This is a genomic window from Micromonospora sp. DT228 (assembly GCF_049841595.1).
GTDB lineage: Bacteria > Actinomycetota > Actinomycetes > Mycobacteriales > Micromonosporaceae > Micromonospora.
Map to the genome: position 1 here is coordinate 404,495 of NZ_JBNCKO010000002.1, position 18,481 is coordinate 422,975.

Consider the following 18,481-nt stretch of genomic DNA (forward strand, 5'->3'; position numbering starts at 1 on the left):
TGGAAAAGAATTGCGTACGGGGCGAAACGTTTGGTGTTGCAGGAGGGGCGCAGTGATGTTGCATGACGGATGAAACAAGCGGGTCCACGGTCCCTCGGCGGCAGCTCGGACGGCTGCTCACGCAGCTCCGCGAGGATGCCTCGGTCTCGCTGGACGCCGCAGCGGAGGCACTGGACTGCTCACGGCAGAAGGTGTGGCGCATCGAGAAGGGGTTGGTCCCCGTGCGCGTGGTGGACGCCCGAGCGATGTGTGCTCTCTATCGGGTGCCCGACGACATGGGCGAGATTGTCGCCGGGCTGGCGAAGGAGACTCGCGCCGGGGGTTGGTGGCATTCGTACGGCGATGTCGTCCCGTCGTGGTTCTCGCTGTACGTCGGCCTGGAATCCTCCGCCTCGGCCCTGCGCCAATATGACGCCGAGTTAATTCCCGGGCTCCTACAAACCCGGGAGTACGCCAGCGAGCTGTTCCGCCGGAAGAACCCGACGATGCGGGAGGAGGATCGGGAGAAGCTGGTGGAGATCCGGCTGCAACGGCAGGGCATCCTCGTCCGCCGGCTGCCCACCGCTCCCACCCTGCGGGTCGTCCTGAGCGAGGCCGTGCTGCGGCGCACGATCCCCGACCGCCGGGCGATGGCGCAGCAGTTGCGGCACCTGCTCGACGTTGCCGCGCTGCTGACGGTGAGTCTGCGGGTCCTGCCGCTCGCGGCGGGGCCGCCGCTGGCCAGCGAGAGCGGCACCTTCGTCCTGCTGGACTTCCCGCAGGCGTTCGGGAGGGCGTCCACCGAGCCGACCACCGTCTACGTGGAGAACATCACCGGTGCGCTCTATCTGGACAAGCCGGCCGAGGTGGCCGCGTACGAACATGTCTGGTCGGACCTGGAAGCCCTCGCCCCGAGTGAGGCAGAATCAGAGAAAATGATCACTTCGATCATCGAGGAGCATCATGACTGACCTTTCCGGTGCGACCTGGCGCAAGAGCACCCGCAGTGGCGGGAGCGGCGGCAACTGCGTCGAGGTGGCCGACAACCTGCCCGGCGTCGTGGGCGTACGCGACAGCAAGGACCCGACCGGCCCGGCGCTGGCCTTCGCTCCCGCCACCTGGGCCGCGTTCGTGGGCGGCGTCCGCGCCCAGCGCCGGAGCTGACCGACCCCTCCACCCTGATTGACTCGCCTTCCCGGAAGTCGGGCCGTTCCGCCCACCTGAACACCCCGCTCTCCTGAAACCCGAGTCGATCTGCGGGGTGGTGGGGCCGGGTCGATCTGCGGGGCGGCGGGGGGCGCGTGGATCGGTGCGCGGCTCGGTCGGGCGGGGCTGGCTATCCTTGGCGCTTGTGCCAGAGGGACACACGATCCACCGCCTGGCGGCCCGGCACGCCGAGCTGTTCGCCGGGGACAAGGTGCACGCCGCCAGCCCGCAGGGTCGCTTCGCCGACGGCGCGGCCCGGCTCTCCGGCACCGTGCTGGAGAGCACCGAGGCGTACGGCAAGCACCTGCTACACCACTACGCCGGTGAGCTGACCCTGCACGTGCACCTCGGGCTGTACGGCAAGTTCACCGACGGGTCGGGGGAGCCGCCCGAGCCCGTCGGTCAGGTGCGGTTGCGGCTGGCCAGCGATCGACACTGGCTGGACCTGCGCGGGCCCACCGCCTGTGAGCTGATCACCCCACCCGAGGTGGCCGCACTGCGGGACCGCCTCGGACCGGATCCGCTGCGTGCCGACGCCGACCCGGAGCGGGCGTACCGGAGGATCTCCCGTAGCCCGACACCCCTCGCGGCGCTGCTGCTGGACCAGTCGGTGGTGGCCGGCACCGGGTTGATCTTCGTGACCGAGGCGCTGTTCCGGGCCGGACTGCCCCCGACGATGCCCGGCCGCCGGCTGGGACGCGCCGGCTGGGACGCGCTCTGGGTCGACCTGGTCGGGCTGATGCGGCTCGCGGTCGAGCACGGCCGGATCGACACCGTGCGCGACGCGCACCTGCCGGAGGCGATGGGCCGGCCGGCCCGGGTGGACCGGCACGGTGGCGAGGTGTACGTCTACCGCCGCCCCGGCGCGCCCTGCCACGTCTGTGACACCGAGGTCAGCCGCGGTGAGCTGGCCGGGCGCAACCTCTACTGGTGCCGTACCTGCCAGGCCGGTTGATCCGCCGAAGCCGGCCCCCGCCAGGCGCTTGATCGTGCTGCAACAAGGTTGTAGCGGCCTCCCGGCGCGCGGATACCACTGCACATGGATCGAGCACGATCATGCGCTCTGCCGCGCATCGTGCGTCACTGCCCGTCGAGCAGCCAGCGGGCCACCTCGATCTGGTGCGGGAAGACGCCGTCGTCGGCGACGCTCCAGGCCAGCGTGTGCCCGATCGTCCAACCCCACACCCGCTCCCGGTCCAGCCCGAGGTCGGCGCTCAGCCGGCGCAGCCGGTGCCGGACGGCGGCCGGCGAGTGGCCCAGCTCCGGACCACGCACCATCGACACGACCGAGAACTCCCGTTCGCCGGTCAGCGGCTTCGGGTCGATGGCCAGCCATGGTTCCCGGTCGGCGGCGAGCACGTTGCCGGCGTGCAGGTCCTGGTTGACAAGCACCTGCTCGCCCTGGCTCGACACCAGAGCGGTGAGCAGGGCGAGCGCCGTGTCCAGCAGCCGCCGCTCGTACGGGCGGCCGGCCCGATCCCAGGCCCGGGGCATCCGGTCGATCCAGCCGGCGGCCTCCTCGGCGAGCGGGGTGAACGGTGCGTCGGCCGGTCGCCAGAGCCGGGGGAGCAGCCCGGCCACCACGTCCAGCGCCCGGTCCATCGGCAGCTCGTGCAGCGGACTGCCGGGCCGGCAGCGCTCCACGAGCAGGGCGCGGCATCCCGGATCGTGTGCGAGCAGCCGGATCGCGCCGTCGCCGTCCCAGTGGGCCAGCGCGTCGGCCTCGTGCCGGCTGTCGTCGTCCGGGTACTGAAGCTTCAGCACCGCCGCCGTGCCGTCCGGTAGGACCGCCGGAAGCGCCAGCGAGGCGTGGGCCTGTCGGAAGGGTGGGCCGAGTCGCAGCGACCACCGCTCGGCGCACTCCGCCAGCCGCGTCGGGAGGGTGGCGAGCCAGGCCCGACCGTCCGGTGACGCGCCCACCCAGTCGAGGCCCTCGGGCAGCTCCATCCGGCCATCCTGGCGCAGGGCGTTCACACGCTCGTCCACAGTGGCTAGCGTATGGCCCGTGGAGATCGGCGTGAACGTCCCGAACTTTGGCCCGGGCACCGACCCCGACGTGCTGCGACGGTGGGCGCAGACGGTCGAGGGCCTCGGTTTCGACCTGCTGATGGTCTCCGACCACATCGCGGTGACCCCGGACGTGGCCCAGCAGTACCCGACGCCGTTCTACGAGCCGTTCACCACGTTGTCCTGGCTGGCCGGGATGACCCGCCGGGTCCGGCTCGGCACCACGGTGCTCATCGTCCCGTACCGGCACCCGCTGCTCACCGCCCGGATGGCGGCGAACCTCAACCGGCTCAGCGGCGGCCGGCTCGTCCTCGGCGTCGGCGTCGGCTGGGCCCGGCAGGAGTTCGAGGCGCTCGGCGTGCCGTTCCAACGGCGCGGCGCGTTGACCGACGACCATCTGCGCGTGATGCGCGACGCCTGGCAGGACACCGACGACTACGACAGCCCGGCGATCCCGATCTGGGTCGGCGGCAACAGCGACGCGGGCATGCGTCGCGCCGTTCGACTCGGCGACGCGTGGCATCCGCTGCGTCTCACGCCCGGCGACCTCGCGACTGCGGCCGGGCGCCTCGGCACCGTCGCCGACGAGCTGGGCCTCCCCGCGCCGGCGCTGGTGCCGCGCATCGCGCTCCAGGAGACCCGCGACCCGGTCACCGCCCCGGACCGGCTCGCCGGTGTCGGCACCATCGAGCAGATCATCGCCGACCTCGACCAGATCCGGCTGCTCGGCGCGGAGGCGGTGGTGCTCGACCCGTTCAACGGTGACCTGGCCGAGATCCGCCAACCCGAGCGCGCCTGGCGGACCCTCGCGGCCGTGGCCGCGTACGCCAAGACCCAGGAGGTTCGATGACGCCCGACGACGAGAGGTTTCTCCGCCGCGCCGTGGAGATCGCCAGCCAGGCGGGGGCTGCCGGCGAACGGCCGTTCGGGTCGTTGCTTGTCGGCGCGGACGGCACGGTGCTGATCGAGGACCACAACACGGTGGTCTCCGACTCGGACATCACCGCCCATCCGGAGCTCAAGCTGGCCCGCTGGGCCGCCCGGGAACTCGCGCCCGACGTGGCCGCCGGCACCACCATGTTCACCAGTTGCCAGCCCTGCCCGATGTGCGCGACCGCGATCGACCGCTCCGGGCTCGGGCGGGTGGTGTACGCGCTGTCCGGCGAGCAGTTCGAGGAGGTCAAGCCGGCCACCCCGCCGCTGCCTCCGGTCCGCTACGAGGGGCCGGCGCTGTTCGACGAGGCGCGTCAGCCGATCGACAACTACTACTGACCGGACCGGTAAGGGCCGCCGTCGCGGCTCAGTCGGGCTTCGGCCGGGAGCGCAGGTATGCCAACTGGGCGTGGCTCGACATCGCCTCCGATCAGCGCACGCCCGCGGAGATGGCCGAGATCCTCGCCGGTGCCATCGGCGCCGCTATCGACCACCGGCGGGTGCCCCTGGCCCGCGTCCGACAGTGGTCCACCGACCTGGCGGCGATGTTCGCGTACTTCACGGATGTCGGCCTGCACCTCGACGTCGCCGGACTGCGTCGCGACTACCCGGAGGTCGGCTGGCACGGCTTCGTCGACTGGGCCGCCGCCCAGGACTGGACCACGCTGCTGCCCACCGCGCCCCGCGACCACGCGTCGTCCACGTCCTGAGGCGCGGTGTGACGCAGGCGAAATTGACAGTCGGCCGGCTGCCGGAGCAGGGTTGAGTTGTGACAACGATGTCAACGGGCAAAAAGGAGGAAAGCACTCATGATCCTTAGTTGCGACCCCGGCGTGAGGCCGTACCGTTGACGGTTTTGCGGCGCGGACCCGGTCCGTCCGCCGATCCTGGCCGTATGTCCCTTTCCTACCCGACGGTGACCAGCTGAGATGACCGACGTGCCCCGACCCGACGCCACCACGACCCCGGCTCCCGCAGGGTCACCCGACCTACCCGACCTGGACGACTTCCTCGCCGACCAGACCCGCACGCTGCTCGACACGGCCCGCCGCGCGGTCCGGGCCGAGGGTGGCTTCTGGTGGTTGACCGACGACCGCACCCCGGACCGTGGCGAACCGGCGTACACCTGGATCACCTGCCGGATGACCCACGTGGCAGCCCTCGCCCACCTGGGCGGCGACCCGGACGCCGCCGCCCTTGTCGACCACGGAATCGCCGCGCTCAGCACCCTGCTGCGCGACGACCGGTACGGCGGCTGGTTCGGCGCGGTGGACCAGCAGGGGACGCCCGTCGACGACCGCAAGGCCGGCTACGACCACGCGTTCGTGCTGCTCGCCGCATCCAGCGCCGCACGCGCCGGCCGGCCCGGCGCGCAGGAGTTGCTCGCCGACGTGCTGACCGTGGTGCGCGACCGGTTCTGGGACGACGAGGTGGGCGCGGTCCGCGAATCGTGGAACCGGGACTGGACGGTCACCGAGGACTACCGCGGCGCGAACAGCAGCATGCACATGGTCGAGGCGTTCCTCGCCGCTGCCGCCGCCACCGGCGACGCGAAGTGGGCCGATCGCGCCCTGCGGATCGCCTACCACCTGGTGCACACCGAGGCCGCCCGGCACGACTGGCGGCTGCCCGAGCACTTCACCGCCGACTGGACGCCGCTGCTCGACTACAACCGGGACCAGCCCGCCGACCAGTTCCGGCCGTACGGCTCGACGATGGGCCACTGGTTGGAGTGGGCCCGGCTGCTGCTGGAGTTGGAGGCGGTCCTGCCGCATCCGCCCCGCTGGCTGCTCACCGACGCCCGTCACCTGTTCGCCGCCGCCGTACGTCGGGGCTGGGCCGTGGACGGCGCCGACGGTTTCGTCTACACGATCGACTGGGACGACCGGCCGGTGGTGCGCTCCCGGATGCACTGGGTGCTCGCCGAGGCCGTCGGAGCGGCGGTGACCCTGCACCGCCGCACCGGCGACGACGTCTACGCCGACTGGTACCGGGCCTTCTGGGCGTACGCGCGCCGCTACCTGATCGACGGCACCGGCTGGCGGCACGAGTTGGACGCGCGGAACCTGCCCGCTGACACGGTCTGGCACGGTCGGCCGGACGTCTACCACGCGTACCAGGCGGTGCTGCTGTCCCGCTCGGCCAACGGGCTCGGTGGCCCCGGCCCGCTCGCGCCGGGCGAGGTGACCGCATGATCGTGGTCGCGGGTGAGGCGCTCATCGACCTGGTGGTCACCGCCGAGGGGGAGCGGGCCGTGCCGGGTGGCTCCCCGGCGAACGTGGCCGTCACCCTGGCCCGGCTCGACCAGCCGGTGCGGCTGCTGGCCCGGCTCGGCGCCGACGAGTACGGTCGGCAGCTCGCCGCGTACCTCAGCGCCAACCGGGTGGAGTTGGACTGGGCGGTCCGCGCCCCGGAGCCCACCTCGGTGGCGGTGGCCACGCTGGACGCCAACGGCCAGGCCAGCTACGAGTTCCGGCTGGCGGGCACCGCGGACTGGCAGTGGACGCCGGAGGAGTTGCCGGACCTGACCGGGGCGCCGGCGACCGCGCTGCACACCGGGTCCCTCGCGCTCGCGCTGGCCCCCGGAGCGCAGGTGCTGGAAGACCTGCTCGCCCGCGAACACCGCCGGAACGGGCTCACCGTCTCGATCGACCTCAACCTGCGGCCGAGCATCGTCACCGACCGGGCGGCCGAGCAGGCCCGGGTACGACGCCAGGTGCCCCTCGCGAACCTGGTGAAGGCCAGCGACGAGGACCTGGCCTGGCTCTACCCGGACCGGTCGGTGGGCGACGTGCTGGCCGAGTGGCGCGACGCCGGGGTGTCCTGCGCGCTGGTGACCCGGGGTGGCGAGGGCGTCTGGCTGCTCGCCCCGAACGGATCGCTGCACGAGCAACCGGCGGTACGCACCACAGTGGTCGACACCGTCGGGGCCGGTGACTCGTTCACCGGCGGTCTGCTGGCCGCGCTGGCCGACCTCGACGCGCTCGGCGACCAGCCGGCCGATCGTCTCGCCGGGGTGACCGAGCAGCAGTGGGGCGCGGTGCTCCGACAGGCCGCGACGGTGGCCGCGCTGACCTGCGCCCGCCAAGGCGCCGACCCACCCCGCAAAGCGGAAGTCCAAGCCCTCCTCAACCCAACCCCGTAACCCCGGCCCCCGTCCCTGACCCCGCGATCCCCGCCCCGACCTGGCCCGTGCGATCTTGTACTTTCTGCGGTGATGAAGCGCCTCATTCCGGGCGAAACGACAACCGAAAGTGCAAGATCGCGGAGGCGGGGAGTGGGGGTGGGGGTGGGGGTGGGGAGTGGGGGTGGGTCAGGTTAGGCCTCGTTTGAGGAGTTTGGTGGGGAGGACTGTGGTGGACGGCGGGGTGTCGTCGTCGCCGGCGATTCGCTGGAACAGCCGCTCGGTGGCTACCCGTGCCAGCTCTCGGGTGTCGTAGGCGACCACGGTCAGCGGCCGGGGCATCAGGTGGGACAGTTCGAAGTCGTCGAAGCCGACAAGCGCGGCGGCACTGCCCCGGCGGTGCAGCTCCTGGAGCGCGCCGACGGTGAGCCGGTTGTTGGCGCAGAAGAAGGCCGTCGGCGGGTCGGCCCGGTCGAGCAGCGCGGCGACCGCCCGCCCGGCCTCCTCGGGCGCGATGAGCCGCTCGCAGATCAGCGAATCGTCCGGGTCGACCCCGGCCGCGGCCAGCGCCGCCCGCGCCCCGGCCAGTCGTTCGCGCATCGTGGGCACGCTCGGCGCGCCGAGCAGCAGGCCAATCCGGCGGTGCCCCTGGTCGAGCAACGCGCCGACACCGGCGTGGCTGCCGCCCCGGTTGTCCAACAGCACGGCGTCGGCGTGCAGCCCCTGCGGCGGCCGGTCCAGGAACACCACGGGCATCCCCAGCTCGACCTCGCGCCGCAGGAACGAGTGGTCGAGGCCCGCCGGCACCACGAGCAGCCCGTCGACCCGGCGCTGGGTGAAGTCCTGGAGCAGGGCGCGTTCCCGCTCCGGATCCTCCTCTGACGAGGCGGTGATCAGCATCGTGCCGTGGGCGGCGGCGATCTCGGCGGCGACGCTGGCGATCGTCGCGTAGAACGGGTTGGCGATCTCCTCGATGAGCAGCCCGACCGTGGCGTTGAGCTGCCGGGACCGCAGGTTGCGGGCGATGTCGTTGCGCCGGAAACCCAGCTCGGCGATGGCCGCCAGCACCCGGTTGACCAGCTCCTGACCCACCGGCTCGTCGTTGACCACCCGGGAGACCGTCTTCAGGCTGACCCCGGCGTGCCGGGCCACGTCGACCATCGTCGGGCGCCGACGCGTCGTCGGCCGAGTCGGAGTCTGGGTCACGGGTGGTCCTCCACGGCGGGCACCGGTCAGCGGTCGAGGGCAGCGAGCGCGTCGACCGCCTTCCGGGCGGCGACGAGCACCGGATCCCACACCGGCGCGTACGGCGGAGCGTAGCCCAGGTCCAGTGATGTCATATCGTCCACCGTCATGCCGTTCCAGAGTGCCACGGCAAGCGTGTCGATCCGTTTGGCCGCCTCGGACCAGCCGACGATCTGCGCGCCGAGCAACCGGCCGCTGGGTCGTTCGGCGATCAACTTGACGGTCATCGGCCGGGCGCCGGGGTAGTAGCCGGCCCGGTTTGTCGACTCGGCGACCACCGAGACGAAGTCGAACCCGGCCAGCGTGGCCTCCCGCTCCCGCAGGCCGGTGCGCCCCACCTCCAGGTCGCAGACCTTCGTCACGGCCGTGCCGATCACGCCGGCGAAGGTGGCGTACCCGCCGCCGATGTTGATCCCGGCCGCGCGGCCCTGCTTGTTGGCGTGCGTGCCCAGCGGCACGTGCACAGGCATTCCGCTGACCCGGTGCAACGTCTCCACGCAGTCGCCCGCCGCCCAGACGCCGGACAGCCCGGCCACCCGCATCCGGCGGTCCACCCGGATTCCGCCGGTCGGCCCGATCGGGAAACCGGCAGCCTCGGCGAGCGCGGTGTTGGGGCGTACTCCCAGGCCCAGGACCACGACGTCGGTCGGGATCGGCCCCTCGGCCGTGACCACGGCGGACACCCGGCCGTCCCGCTGGTCCAGGCCGGTCACCGGCAGGTCGGTGCGGATCGTGACACCCAGGTCGCGCATCGCGTCGGCGACCAGCTCGGCCATGTCGCCGTCGACGGTCGCCATGGGCTGTGAGCCCGCCTCGACCAGGGTCACCGACAGGCCGCGCTGGATCAGCGCCTCGGCCATCTCGACGCCGATGTAGCCGCCGCCGACCACCACGGCCCGGCCCGGCCGCGGCTCGGCGTCCAGCCACTCGCGCAGCGCCGCCCCGTCGTCGAGGGTCTGCATGCCGAACACGCCGCCCGCGTCGGTGGCCGCCCAGGGCGGCTGCACCGGCACCGCGCCGGTGGCGTACATCAGGTCGTCGAAGCGCTCGCGGACCTCGCCGCCGCCCTCCAGGTCCCGGGCGACCACCTCGCGGCGGTCCAGGTCGATGGCGGTGACCTCGTGGCGCAGCCGGACGTCCATCGCGTACTTCGTGCGGAACGTCTCCGGGTCCCGGGCGATCAACGCCTCCGGGCCGGCCACCAGACCACTGATCCAGTACGGGATGCCGCACGCCGAGTAGGAGGTGAAATGGCCCCGCTCGAAGACCACGATCTCCAGGTCGTCGCGGTCGCGGCGGCGTCGGGCCTGGGACGCCGCCGACATGCCGGCGGCGTCCCCGCCGATAACGATCAGCCGTTGTGCCACGGCCTCATCCTGTCACGTGGTGATCAGCCACGGGTCTGTCGTGCGACGTCCTGCACCACGTCGGTGAGTCGGCCGGTGCGCTCGTACACCGCGCGCTGCCGGGCCGCGCCGCTGCCGTGCCGGCGCAACCCACCCAGCAGGTCGGTGACCTCGGCCCAGTCGCCGTGCTGCTCCAGCGCCGGCCGCAGCCGCTCGACGAACCGGTCCAGCAGCTCCCACGCCGGGCGCACCTCGCCGGTGGTGACGTCGACGGCGTCGCCCTCCAGGCCGTCGTGCGCGGCCCGCCAGTGCGCGCCGACGAGCAGGTGGTGGTCGGTCTGCAACGCCGGCCGGCCGGCCTCGACATCGGCCATCGCGGTGGCCACCAGGGCCCGGACCAGGGCGGCGACCAGCACCGCGTCGTCCACCGACGGGCAGACGTCGCCGATCCGCAGCTCCACCGTCGGGTACTTCGCCGACAGGCGGGCGTACCAGTAGAGCATCCCCTCGTCGAGCATCACCCCACTGGAGATCAACTGTCGGATCAGCCGCTGGTAGTGCTCGTGCGACTCCAGCCACGGCGTCGGCGCCACCGAGGGCCAGCGCTCCCACTCCACCGAGCGCCAACTCGCGTAACCGGTGTCCTCGCCACGGGAGAACGGGGAGTTGGTGGTCATCGCGTGCAGCATCGGCAGCCAGGGGCGTACGTGGTTGAGCACCTGCACGCCGGTCTCCGGATCGGGGACACCGACGTGTACGTGCATGCCGTTGTTGCCCGGGCCGGGGACGAGCAGCCGGAACCGCTCGATCATCAGGTCGAAGCGGGGCTTGTCCACCACCGGCGGCACCGGACCGTCCACCGGACCCGTGCCGATGGCGAGCAGGCGTACGCCGGCCCGCTCGGCGGCGTCGGAGAGTGCCCGCCGCAGCACGCCGAGGGAGTGCCGGATCGACGAAAGCTCCAGGCCGGGCGGACTGCCGATCTCGATCTGACTGGTCTGGAACTCCCGCTCCACCTGCCCGCGAAGTTCGGCCGGAACCTGCTCCATCACCAGGTCGACGGCCGGGACCGCGGCCCCGGTGTGCGGGTCGACGAGCAGGAACTCCTCCTCGACACCCACGGTGAGCAATCCGGTCGTCCCAGCCATCTCGCTGGGCGCCTCCGCCACCTGACCGGTCATCGACACCACCGTCCGTTCCTACCGTTCGCGGTCCATCCGCGTCGGTGCCCTGTCTGGTTACCCAACGTGGCGACACCGGGAAACGTGGCGTGGCTTGCCGTGCTCGGGCGTGGCGCCGGTTTCGGCGAGACGACGTGACAGCGGGTCCTATGCTGAGCCCGTGCCGGTGCCGCTGGGGTTTGTCGGGGTCGCGTGGATGGTCGCGTTCACCCAGCTCACCCTGCTCGCCGGCCGTCCGACCGACCTGCTCGCGGGTGCCGCGTTGACCGCCCTGGTGCTGCTCGCCGTGGTGCTCGCGGCGCGGGTGCTCGGCAGGTCGGGCACGCCCGGCACCGGGCCGCGGTGGGCCGGGCTGCGGGCCCGGTCCCGTGGTCGCCGAATGCCCCGGCAGATCGACCCGGACGCCGCCGGTCGCCCTCGCCCCCGTGCCCCGGGACACCCCTCGGCCGCGTAGCGCCACGCCGCCGCGCGGCCGATCCCGCCGTCACCGGTCCCCCTGTCGTGCGTCGCTCGTGCTGTCGGGCGTCGCTCGGGGAGGACCCCACCGGAATCGGACCCGAGGGGTTGTCCATGCTTGCCTTCGCACCACTGCACGACGTCGTCGGCGCTGCCGGCACGGCACTGTCCTGGCTCACCGACCTGCTCGCACCGCTCGCCGGCGGCATGGCGACCGCCGCCGCCATCGTGCTGTTCACCATCGCCGTCCGGCTGTTGATCTCGCCGCTCACCGTCGCGCAGGTCCGCGGCGAGCGGCGCCGCGCGGCGCTCGCCCCGCAGGTGCGTGACCTCCAGCGGCGGTACGCCGACGACCCGGCGACGCTTCAGCGCGAGGTGTTCGCGCTGTACCGAGAAGCCGGCGCGAACCCGATCGCCGGCTGCCTGCCGTTGCTGCTCCAGGCGCCGTTCCTGCTTGTGCTCTACCGGCTGTTCAGCACCAACGAGGGCGGCACCGGGCTGCTCGACGAGCGGCTCGCCGGGGTGCCGCTGGGCCACCACCTCACCGACGGTGTGACCGGGGCGGCCGGCCCGCTCTTCGCCGTACTGCTGGCCGTGCTGCTCGCGGTGGCCTGGTGGTCGTCGCGGCGGGCACGGCGTGCGTCGGCGGCCGTCGGCACGGTGGCCGGTACGCCCACCGAGGGGCCGGGGGCGGCCGTGCTCGGGCGGCTGCTGCCCCTGCTGCCGTTCACGACTGTGCTGGTGGCGCTGGTGCTGCCGCTCGCCGCGGTCATCTACCTGGTGACCACGAGCGTGTGGTCGGCGGTCGAGCAGGCGATCCTGCGCCGGCCGCAGGCGGTGCCGGCGCCGGCCGACCGGTAAGACGCGGATCAGCGACCGGCGGTCACCGACCGCCGGTCGTCGCGCTCCCGACGCTTGCGAACCTTGCGGATCACCCAACTGGCCACCATCACCACGAAGACCGCGCCGATCGCGTAGTTGAACCAGTCGCTGTACCGCGCCACGTCCTGCCAACGGCTCCCGAGCCCGTAACCGGCCCCCACGATCAGACCGTTCCACACCCCGCTGCCGATCGTGGTGAACAGGATGAACTCGCCCAACGGCATCCGGTTGGCCCCGGCCGGAACGGAGACCAGACTGCGGACCACCGGCACCACCCGACCGATCAGCACGGCCCACCGGCCGTGCCGCTCGAACCACTTGTCGGCCCTCTCCAGGTCGTCGCTGTCGACGAGCGGGATGCGGTCCAACCACCGCTTGAGCCGCTCCTCGCCGAGCGCCGCGCCGAGCCAGTACAGCACCAGCGCGCCGACGAGCGAGCCGACCGTCGCGGCAAGCATCACGAGCAGGACGTTGAACTGGCCCTCGTGGGCCAGGAAGCCGGCGAGCGCCAACACGATCTCGCTGGGGATGGGCGGGACGATGCTCTCCAACGCCACCAACAGCGCCACGCCCACCGGGCCCATCACCTCGATCACCGAGGCCACCCAACCGGTCAACCCGGTGAACTCGGCCGGGTCGCCACTCTGGGCGTACGCCATGGTCGTCCTTCCGGTCGGCTGTCGGGGATCAGAAGGTCATACCCAGTATGGCGATTGCTACACCTCGGGGTGCAGCGCGGCGTCCGCCGGCCCCTGCCGCCAGCCGGTGAACACCACGGTCAGGCCGGCGCGCGACGGCGCACAGCAGAACGGCCCGGCCACCGCCTCGGCCGCCGGATCGAGGGGGGTGAGCCGGACCAGTCGCCACGGCTCGTCGTCGGCGCGGGCGCGGACGGTCAGCGCGTCACCGGCCCGGCTGACCCGGACGGTCACCTCCCGGCCCACCCACTGCGGCACCGGCGCCACCGACCAGTCGGAGAACTCCCGGGTCACCACCGCGCCGACCTGCGCCTCGCCATCGCTGATCTCGACACCGGCCTTGGTCCAGGTCCGCTCGTCGACGCGGACGAACGCACCGGCCTGGTCGAACTGCGCCGCGAAGTCGAGCCGGAAGCTCACCTCCATGGCGGTGCCGACCGGCAGGGGGGCCAGCAGCGCCGGGCCGTTGTCGTGGACGAAGCCGTAGCTGGTCCGCCGCCAGAAGTCGCTCTCCGCCGCCGGTTCGACGACGAGCTGGCCGGCCGGGCCCTCCTCGACGCGTACGGGCGGGTGCAGCCACCGGCCCGCAGACCAGGCCAACGGTTCGCTCGGCGGTACGAGGTCGTGTCCCATGACAGGCACGATAGCCAAGGGTTTGCCGCGGTGATCGAACGGAGATGTTCCTCCGGCATGGGTGACCGTTGGTATTCCGAAGCCGTCGTCTACTGCCTCGACATCGACACGTACGCCGACTCCGACGGCGACGGGGTCGGTGACATCCGTGGGCTCATCGGGAGGCTCGACTACCTGGCCCGGCTCGGCGTGACCTGCCTGTGGCTGCACCCCATCCACCCGTCGCCCAACCGCGACGACGGCTACGACGCCACCGACTTCTACAACGTGGACCCGCGCTTCGGCACCCTCGGCGACTTCGCCGAGCTGCTGCACCAGGCCCAGAACCGGGGCATCCGGGTGATCATCGACCTGGTGGTCAACCACACCTCCGACGAGCACCCGTGGTTCCAGTCCGCCCGGTCCTCGCCGGACTCGCCGTACCGCGACTGGTACGTCTGGTCCGACACCGAGCCGGACGACCGGCACCAGGGCATGGTCTTCCCGGGTGAGCAGGACGAGACCTGGAGCTACGACCGGACCGCCAAGGCGTGGTTCTACCACCGGTTCTACAAGTTCCAGCCGGACCTCAACTTCGCGAACCCGCAGGTCCGGGCCGAGATCAAGAAGATCATGTCGTTCTGGCTCCAGCTCGGCGTCTCCGGCTTCCGGATGGACGCGGTGCCGTTCATCATCGAGCTGACCGAGCCGGGCAACCCGAACTCCCCGAAGGATTTCGAGTTCCTCACCGAGATGCGCCAGCACGTGCAGTGGCGTCGCGGCGACGCCGTCCTGCTGGCCGAGGCGAACGTCGAACCGGACCAGCTGCCGACGTTCTTCGGCGACGCCAGCGGGTCGGGCAACCGGATCCACATGCTCTTCGACTTCATGCTCAACGGGCGACTCATGCTCTCCCTGGCCCGGCAGGACCCGGAGCAGTTGATCGACGCGTTGCACGACACCCCGAAACTGCCCGTCGGTGGGCAGTGGGCCACCTTCCTGCGTAACCACGACGAGATCGACCTGTCCCGGCTGACGACCGAACAGCGCAACCAGGTGTACGCGGAGTTCGGCCCGGACGAGAACATGCGCATCTACGACCGGGGCATCCGCCGCCGGCTCGCCCCGATGCTCGGCAACGACCGACGGCGCATCGAGCTGGCGTACGCGTTGCAGTTCTCCATGCGCGGCACGCCTGTGCTGCGCTACGGCGAGGAGATCGGGATGGGCGAGGACCTGTCGCTGCGGGGTCGGGACGCGATCCGTACCCCGATGCAGTGGTCCTACCAGCCGAACGCCGGCTTCTCCACGGCGGACCCGGAGAAGCTGATCCGCCCGGTCATCGACAAGGGTGAGTTCGGCTATCCGACGGTGAACGTCACCGCCCAGCGCGGCGACCCGAAGTCGCTGCTCGCCTGGTTCGAGCGCATGATCCGCACGCTGCGGGAGGCTCCGGAGATCGGCTCCGGCTCGACCACCCACATCGACGTGCCGGTGCCGCCCGGCGTGCTGACGCACCGGGCGGACGGGCCCACCGGGACCATGGTCTTCGTGCACAACCTGGGCACCGACGACGTCGAGGTGGACCTGAGCAGTCTCGAACCGGAGGCCGACATGCCGATCGACGTGCTCACCGACCGCGGCTACGGCGAGTTGGGCAAGCTGGGCGCGGTGAAGGTCTCCGGCCACGGATACCGGTGGATTCGCCTATGCCGGGGGCCGGCCTGTTGACGTTAAGCTCCTCCGATCGACCCCACGTTACCGGGAGGTAATCATGTCGGAGGAGCCCCGCGTCGCCATCGTCACCGGAGCCGCACGCGGTATCGGCGCGGCCACCGCCCGGCGGCTGGCCGCCGACGGAATGGCCGTCGCCGTGGTCGACATCGAGGAGACGGCCACCAAGGAGACGGTGGACGCCATCGCCGCCGCCGGCGGCCGGGCGCTCGGAGTCGGCGCCGACGTGTCCGACCGGGACCAGGTCGAGGCGGCGGTGGCCCGGGTCGCGGCCGAGCTGGGCGCGCCCGCCGTGCTCGTCAACAACGCCGGTGTGCTCCGCGACAACCTGCTGTTCAAGATGACGAACGCCGACTGGGACACGGTGATGGGGGTGCACCTGCGCGGCGCGTTCCTGTTCAGCCAGGCCACCCAGAAGCACATGGTGGAACGCAGGTGGGGGCGGATCGTCAACCTCTCCAGCACCTCCGCCCTGGGCAACCGGGGCCAGGCGAACTACGCCGCCGCCAAGGCCGGCCTCCAGGGCTTCACGAAGACGCTCGCCATCGAGTTGGGGCCTTTCGGGGTGACAGTCAACGCGGTCGCGCCCGGCTTCATCGTCACCGACATGACCGCTGCCACCGCCGCCCGGATGAAGGTCGACTTCGAGGACTTCAAGAAGCACGCGGCGGCCGAGATCCCGGTGCGTCGTCCGGGATTCCCGGAGGACGTCGCGCACACCATCTCGTTCCTGGCGAGCGAGGGTGCCGGCTTCGTCTCTGGTCAGGTCATCTACGTCGCCGGCGGGCCCCGGGACTGACACGTCCTCCCGACGAGGGCGCTCCTTCGGGAAGGGGTGCCCTCGTCGCCGCTGTCGCGGGTGAGCCCGCGACGGTCCGTTCTTCTCAGGCGGCGGCGCGACGGGTGCGCCAGAGCCAGATCAGGCCGAGCACCGGCAACACGAGCGGGATGTAGCCGTACCCGCTGCCGAACTGCGACCAGACCGTCTCGTCCGGGAACAGCTCCTTGTCGACGAGGCTCAGGATGCCGACCGCGACCACCCCTACCAACTCCACGGAACAGCAGGCCAGCGCGACCCGTCGGCCGGTGTGCCCGGCCCGGGCCAACCCCACCGCCGCCACGATGTAGATGAGCGCCGCCACCCCGGAGAGCAGGTACGCCACTGGGGCCTCGTCGAACTTGGTGGCGAGTTGCAGACCGGCCCGGCTTGTCGCCGCGATGGCGAAGAGCAGGTAGACCGCGATCAGCAGCCGACCGGGGCCGGCGTTCGTGGCGCGCCCGGCCGGTCGTGTCTCAACCACCGAACACCTCCCAGGTCTGCTGCAACCGGACCACCACCACCGGGGCCACCAGGCAAACCGCGCAGACGATCGCCGAACCCCAACGGGTCGGCTCCATCCGGGCCAGCACCCAGGCCAACGGCGGCAGACACACAAGCGTGACCAGATAACCGAAGAAGGCGCCGGGCTCACCGGGCCGCTCGCCGCCGCCGACCGCGACCAGGGCCAGCACGCTCAACACGAGCAATGCCACTTCGAGTACGCCCAGGCCGATGAACTGCACCCGGTCCGGTGGCCGTTGGCGTACCGCAGCCACCAGCGCCCACACCGCGACGAGCAGCGACAGCACGATCGACACCGTCGCGACGATGCCGTCCACCGGCGAGTCGGCGCTCACGCTTGTCACCGGACCTGCCCGGTCGTCGTTGCCTCGGTCACCGGCACAGCCTACTAACCGTCGTAGTAATCGGTTGCCCCCGCCTGGCCCCCGCCGTCTGGCCGCTGTTGGCGTCTCCGCGGCGGGGCCGGCTGCCCCGTACCGCCGCCGCCTCCTGGCCGCGCGTCCTGAGATCTTGGACAGATTCCGCCCGTCGCCACCGCTGGCGGTGACCAGCGACCAGGTGCCGATAGCGGGGCAGGTGGTGTCCGCTGCTCGCTGTAGAGCTGCCCCACGAACGGGGCGCGGCGGGCGTCGGGCGGTGGGCGTCGGGCGCCGGGCGGGGCGCCCCACATCTGGGGCAGCTCTACAGGCACCGGCCACACCCAGGTCACCCCGGGCCGCACAGGACATGAGCTGCGCGGGTTGGTCGACCCGCCACCGGTGCGCCGGCCGCGGCGACTAGCGTGGATCACGGCCGTGGCGTTGCCACGGGGTGGGGAAACAGCGGAGGTACACGTGCTGCGGTTCGGATTGTTCGGCACCGGTCACTGGGCGATCGAGACGCACGGGAAGGCGTTGCGCGCCCATCCGGACGCCGAGTTGGTCGGGGTGTGGGGGCGTAACCCGGAGCGGGCCTCCGCGCTCGCCGAGCGGTACGGGGTGCCGGCGTACGCCGACGTCGACGCACTGATCGAGCAGTGCGAAGCGGTCGCCGTCGCGCTGCCACCGGACGTCCAGGCCGACATCGCGGTCCGGGCCGCCTCCGCCGGGCGGCACCTGCTGCTGGACAAGCCGCTGGCGCTGAGCGTGGCCGACGCCGACCGGGTGGTGGCCGCCGCCGAGGAGTCCGGGGTCGCCTCGGTCGTCTTCTTCACCCAGCGGTTCCAGCCGAACGTGACAGCCTTCCTCGCCGCCACCGCCGCCGTCGGGGGTTGGCAGCACGGTCGGACGACCGCGTTCGCCTCGATCTTCCAGGACGGCAGCCCGTACGGCGGCTCGTTGTGGCGCCGCGAGCACGGTGCGCTCTGGGACATTGCCCCGCACGCGCTGTCCATCCTCCTGCCGGTGCTCGGCCGGGTGACCCAGGTGGCGGCGATGGACGGGCCGAGCGGGATGGTGCACCTGCTGCTCACCCACGAGGGCGGTGCCACGAGCAGCGCCTCGCTCTCCCTGGACGCCCCGACGGAGTCGATGGCTCGGGAGTTCGTCTTCTACGGCGAGAACGGCATCGAGAACGTCCCGTTCGGCGAGAACGACGCCGCCACGGCGTTCGGCGTCGCGATCGACCAGCTCGTCGAGCAGGTGCGGACCGGCACCCGCGACCACCGCTGCGACGTGCGCTTCGGCCGCGAGGTAGTCGGCATCCTCGCCGCCGCCGAAACCGCCCGCACCGAATCCCACACAGTCCTGCTCCCCTAA

21 protein-coding genes are annotated in these 18,481 nt (G+C 71.9%); 13 read left to right on the forward strand and 8 right to left on the reverse strand.

From position 1 onward, the window contains the following. Positions 1-62 precede the first annotated feature (62 nt). From ACLQ29_RS05175 to ACLQ29_RS05185, 3 genes are all read left to right on the forward strand, one after another. Complete coding sequence (locus ACLQ29_RS05175; protein WP_425770447.1) at positions 63-950, forward strand: helix-turn-helix domain-containing protein; 888 nt, start codon at positions 63-65, stop codon at positions 948-950. Then, complete coding sequence (locus ACLQ29_RS05180; RefSeq protein ID WP_425770448.1) at positions 943-1,143, forward strand: DUF397 domain-containing protein; 201 nt, start codon at positions 943-945, stop codon at positions 1,141-1,143. The genes ACLQ29_RS05175 and ACLQ29_RS05180 overlap by 8 nt, the downstream gene beginning before the upstream one ends. A 187-nt stretch (positions 1,144-1,330) precedes the next feature. Then, positions 1,331-2,140, forward strand: coding sequence for an Fpg/Nei family DNA glycosylase (locus ACLQ29_RS05185; RefSeq protein ID WP_425770449.1), 810 nt, complete (start codon positions 1,331-1,333; stop codon positions 2,138-2,140). 125 nt (positions 2,141-2,265) lie between these two features. Here the strand turns inward: ACLQ29_RS05185 and ACLQ29_RS05190 are convergent, their stop codons facing one another. Beyond that, on the reverse strand, positions 2,266-3,171 hold the full coding sequence (locus ACLQ29_RS05190; protein ID WP_425770450.1) for an aminoglycoside phosphotransferase family protein: 906 nt from the start codon (positions 3,169-3,171) through the stop codon (positions 2,266-2,268). A 19-nt stretch (positions 3,172-3,190) separates the two neighbouring features. Between ACLQ29_RS05190 and ACLQ29_RS05195 the strand changes: the two genes are divergently transcribed. The 5 genes from ACLQ29_RS05195 (at position 3,191) to ACLQ29_RS05215 (ending at position 7,270) form a co-directional block, all read left to right on the forward strand. Then, positions 3,191-4,042, forward strand: coding sequence for an LLM class flavin-dependent oxidoreductase (locus ACLQ29_RS05195; RefSeq protein ID WP_425770451.1), 852 nt, complete (start codon positions 3,191-3,193; stop codon positions 4,040-4,042). Beyond that, positions 4,039-4,464, forward strand: coding sequence for a nucleoside deaminase (locus tag ACLQ29_RS05200; RefSeq protein WP_425770452.1), 426 nt, complete (start codon positions 4,039-4,041; stop codon positions 4,462-4,464). Before ACLQ29_RS05195 ends, ACLQ29_RS05200 begins: the two co-directional genes overlap by 4 nt. Before the next feature lie 110 nt (positions 4,465-4,574). Beyond that, positions 4,575-4,835: a hypothetical protein gene (locus ACLQ29_RS05205; protein WP_425770453.1), complete on the forward strand. Its 261-nt coding sequence runs from the start codon at positions 4,575-4,577 to the stop codon at positions 4,833-4,835. Between the two features lie 219 nt (positions 4,836-5,054). Beyond that, the gene (locus ACLQ29_RS05210) at positions 5,055-6,320 is read left to right on the forward strand and encodes an AGE family epimerase/isomerase (protein ID WP_425770454.1); all 1,266 of its coding nucleotides are present in this window, start codon (positions 5,055-5,057) and stop codon (positions 6,318-6,320) included. Beyond that, the gene (locus ACLQ29_RS05215; protein ID WP_425770455.1) at positions 6,317-7,270 is read left to right on the forward strand and encodes a carbohydrate kinase family protein; all 954 of its coding nucleotides are present in this window, start codon (positions 6,317-6,319) and stop codon (positions 7,268-7,270) included. Before ACLQ29_RS05210 ends, ACLQ29_RS05215 begins: the two co-directional genes overlap by 4 nt. A 168-nt stretch (positions 7,271-7,438) precedes the next feature. On the opposite strand, the gene ACLQ29_RS05220 is transcribed toward ACLQ29_RS05215, so the two are convergent. The 3 genes from ACLQ29_RS05220 to ACLQ29_RS05230 are packed head-to-tail and all read right to left on the reverse strand — an operon-like array spanning position 7,439 to position 11,021. Beyond that, on the reverse strand, positions 7,439-8,455 hold the full coding sequence (locus tag ACLQ29_RS05220; RefSeq protein WP_425770456.1) for a LacI family DNA-binding transcriptional regulator: 1,017 nt from the start codon (positions 8,453-8,455) through the stop codon (positions 7,439-7,441). A 26-nt stretch (positions 8,456-8,481) separates the two neighbouring features. After that, entirely contained in the window at positions 8,482-9,861 is a 1,380-nt protein-coding gene (locus ACLQ29_RS05225) for an FAD-dependent oxidoreductase (RefSeq protein ID WP_425770457.1), read from the reverse strand. Between the two features lie 23 nt (positions 9,862-9,884). After that, complete coding sequence (locus ACLQ29_RS05230) at positions 9,885-11,021, reverse strand: carboxylate-amine ligase (protein WP_425770458.1); 1,137 nt, start codon at positions 11,019-11,021, stop codon at positions 9,885-9,887. Between the two features lie 160 nt (positions 11,022-11,181). On the opposite strand from ACLQ29_RS05230, the gene ACLQ29_RS05235 reads away from it, so the two are divergent. Together ACLQ29_RS05235 and ACLQ29_RS05240 are read left to right on the forward strand one after the other, a co-directional pair. Then, entirely contained in the window at positions 11,182-11,475 is a 294-nt protein-coding gene (locus tag ACLQ29_RS05235) for a DUF6412 domain-containing protein (RefSeq protein WP_425770459.1), read from the forward strand. A 116-nt stretch (positions 11,476-11,591) separates the two neighbouring features. Continuing rightward, a complete protein-coding gene (locus tag ACLQ29_RS05240; protein ID WP_425770460.1) occupies positions 11,592-12,338 on the forward strand; it encodes a YidC/Oxa1 family membrane protein insertase in 747 nt (248 codons plus the stop codon). 8 nt (positions 12,339-12,346) lie between these two features. On the opposite strand, the gene ACLQ29_RS05245 is transcribed toward ACLQ29_RS05240, so the two are convergent. Together ACLQ29_RS05245 and ACLQ29_RS05250 are read right to left on the reverse strand one after the other, a co-directional pair. Then, a complete protein-coding gene (locus ACLQ29_RS05245) occupies positions 12,347-13,018 on the reverse strand; it encodes a DedA family protein (RefSeq protein ID WP_393371806.1) in 672 nt (223 codons plus the stop codon). Positions 13,019-13,075: 57 nt separating this feature from the next. After that, positions 13,076-13,690 (reverse strand): DUF1349 domain-containing protein, encoded by a 615-nt coding sequence (locus ACLQ29_RS05250; protein WP_425770461.1) that lies wholly within the window; start codon positions 13,688-13,690, stop codon positions 13,076-13,078. A 57-nt stretch (positions 13,691-13,747) separates the two neighbouring features. Here ACLQ29_RS05250 and ACLQ29_RS05255 point away from each other — a divergent pair, with 57 nt between their 5' ends. Together ACLQ29_RS05255 and fabG are read left to right on the forward strand one after the other, a co-directional pair. After that, on the forward strand, positions 13,748-15,400 hold the full coding sequence (locus ACLQ29_RS05255; RefSeq protein ID WP_425770764.1) for an alpha-amylase family protein: 1,653 nt from the start codon (positions 13,748-13,750) through the stop codon (positions 15,398-15,400). A gap of 43 nt (positions 15,401-15,443) precedes the next feature. Then, positions 15,444-16,202, forward strand: coding sequence for a 3-oxoacyl-ACP reductase FabG (gene fabG, locus ACLQ29_RS05260; protein ID WP_425770462.1), 759 nt, complete (start codon positions 15,444-15,446; stop codon positions 16,200-16,202). 85 nt (positions 16,203-16,287) lie between these two features. On the opposite strand, the gene ACLQ29_RS05265 is transcribed toward fabG, so the two are convergent. Continuing rightward, the gene (locus ACLQ29_RS05265) at positions 16,288-16,704 is read right to left on the reverse strand and encodes a hypothetical protein (protein ID WP_425770463.1); all 417 of its coding nucleotides are present in this window, start codon (positions 16,702-16,704) and stop codon (positions 16,288-16,290) included. Continuing rightward, positions 16,697-17,089: a hypothetical protein gene (locus tag ACLQ29_RS05270; protein WP_425770464.1), complete on the reverse strand. Its 393-nt coding sequence runs from the start codon at positions 17,087-17,089 to the stop codon at positions 16,697-16,699. Before ACLQ29_RS05270 ends, ACLQ29_RS05265 begins: the two co-directional genes overlap by 8 nt. 489 nt (positions 17,090-17,578) lie before the next feature. On the opposite strand from ACLQ29_RS05270, the gene ACLQ29_RS05275 reads away from it, so the two are divergent. Next, entirely contained in the window at positions 17,579-18,481 is a 903-nt protein-coding gene (locus ACLQ29_RS05275) for a Gfo/Idh/MocA family protein (RefSeq protein ID WP_425770465.1), read from the forward strand.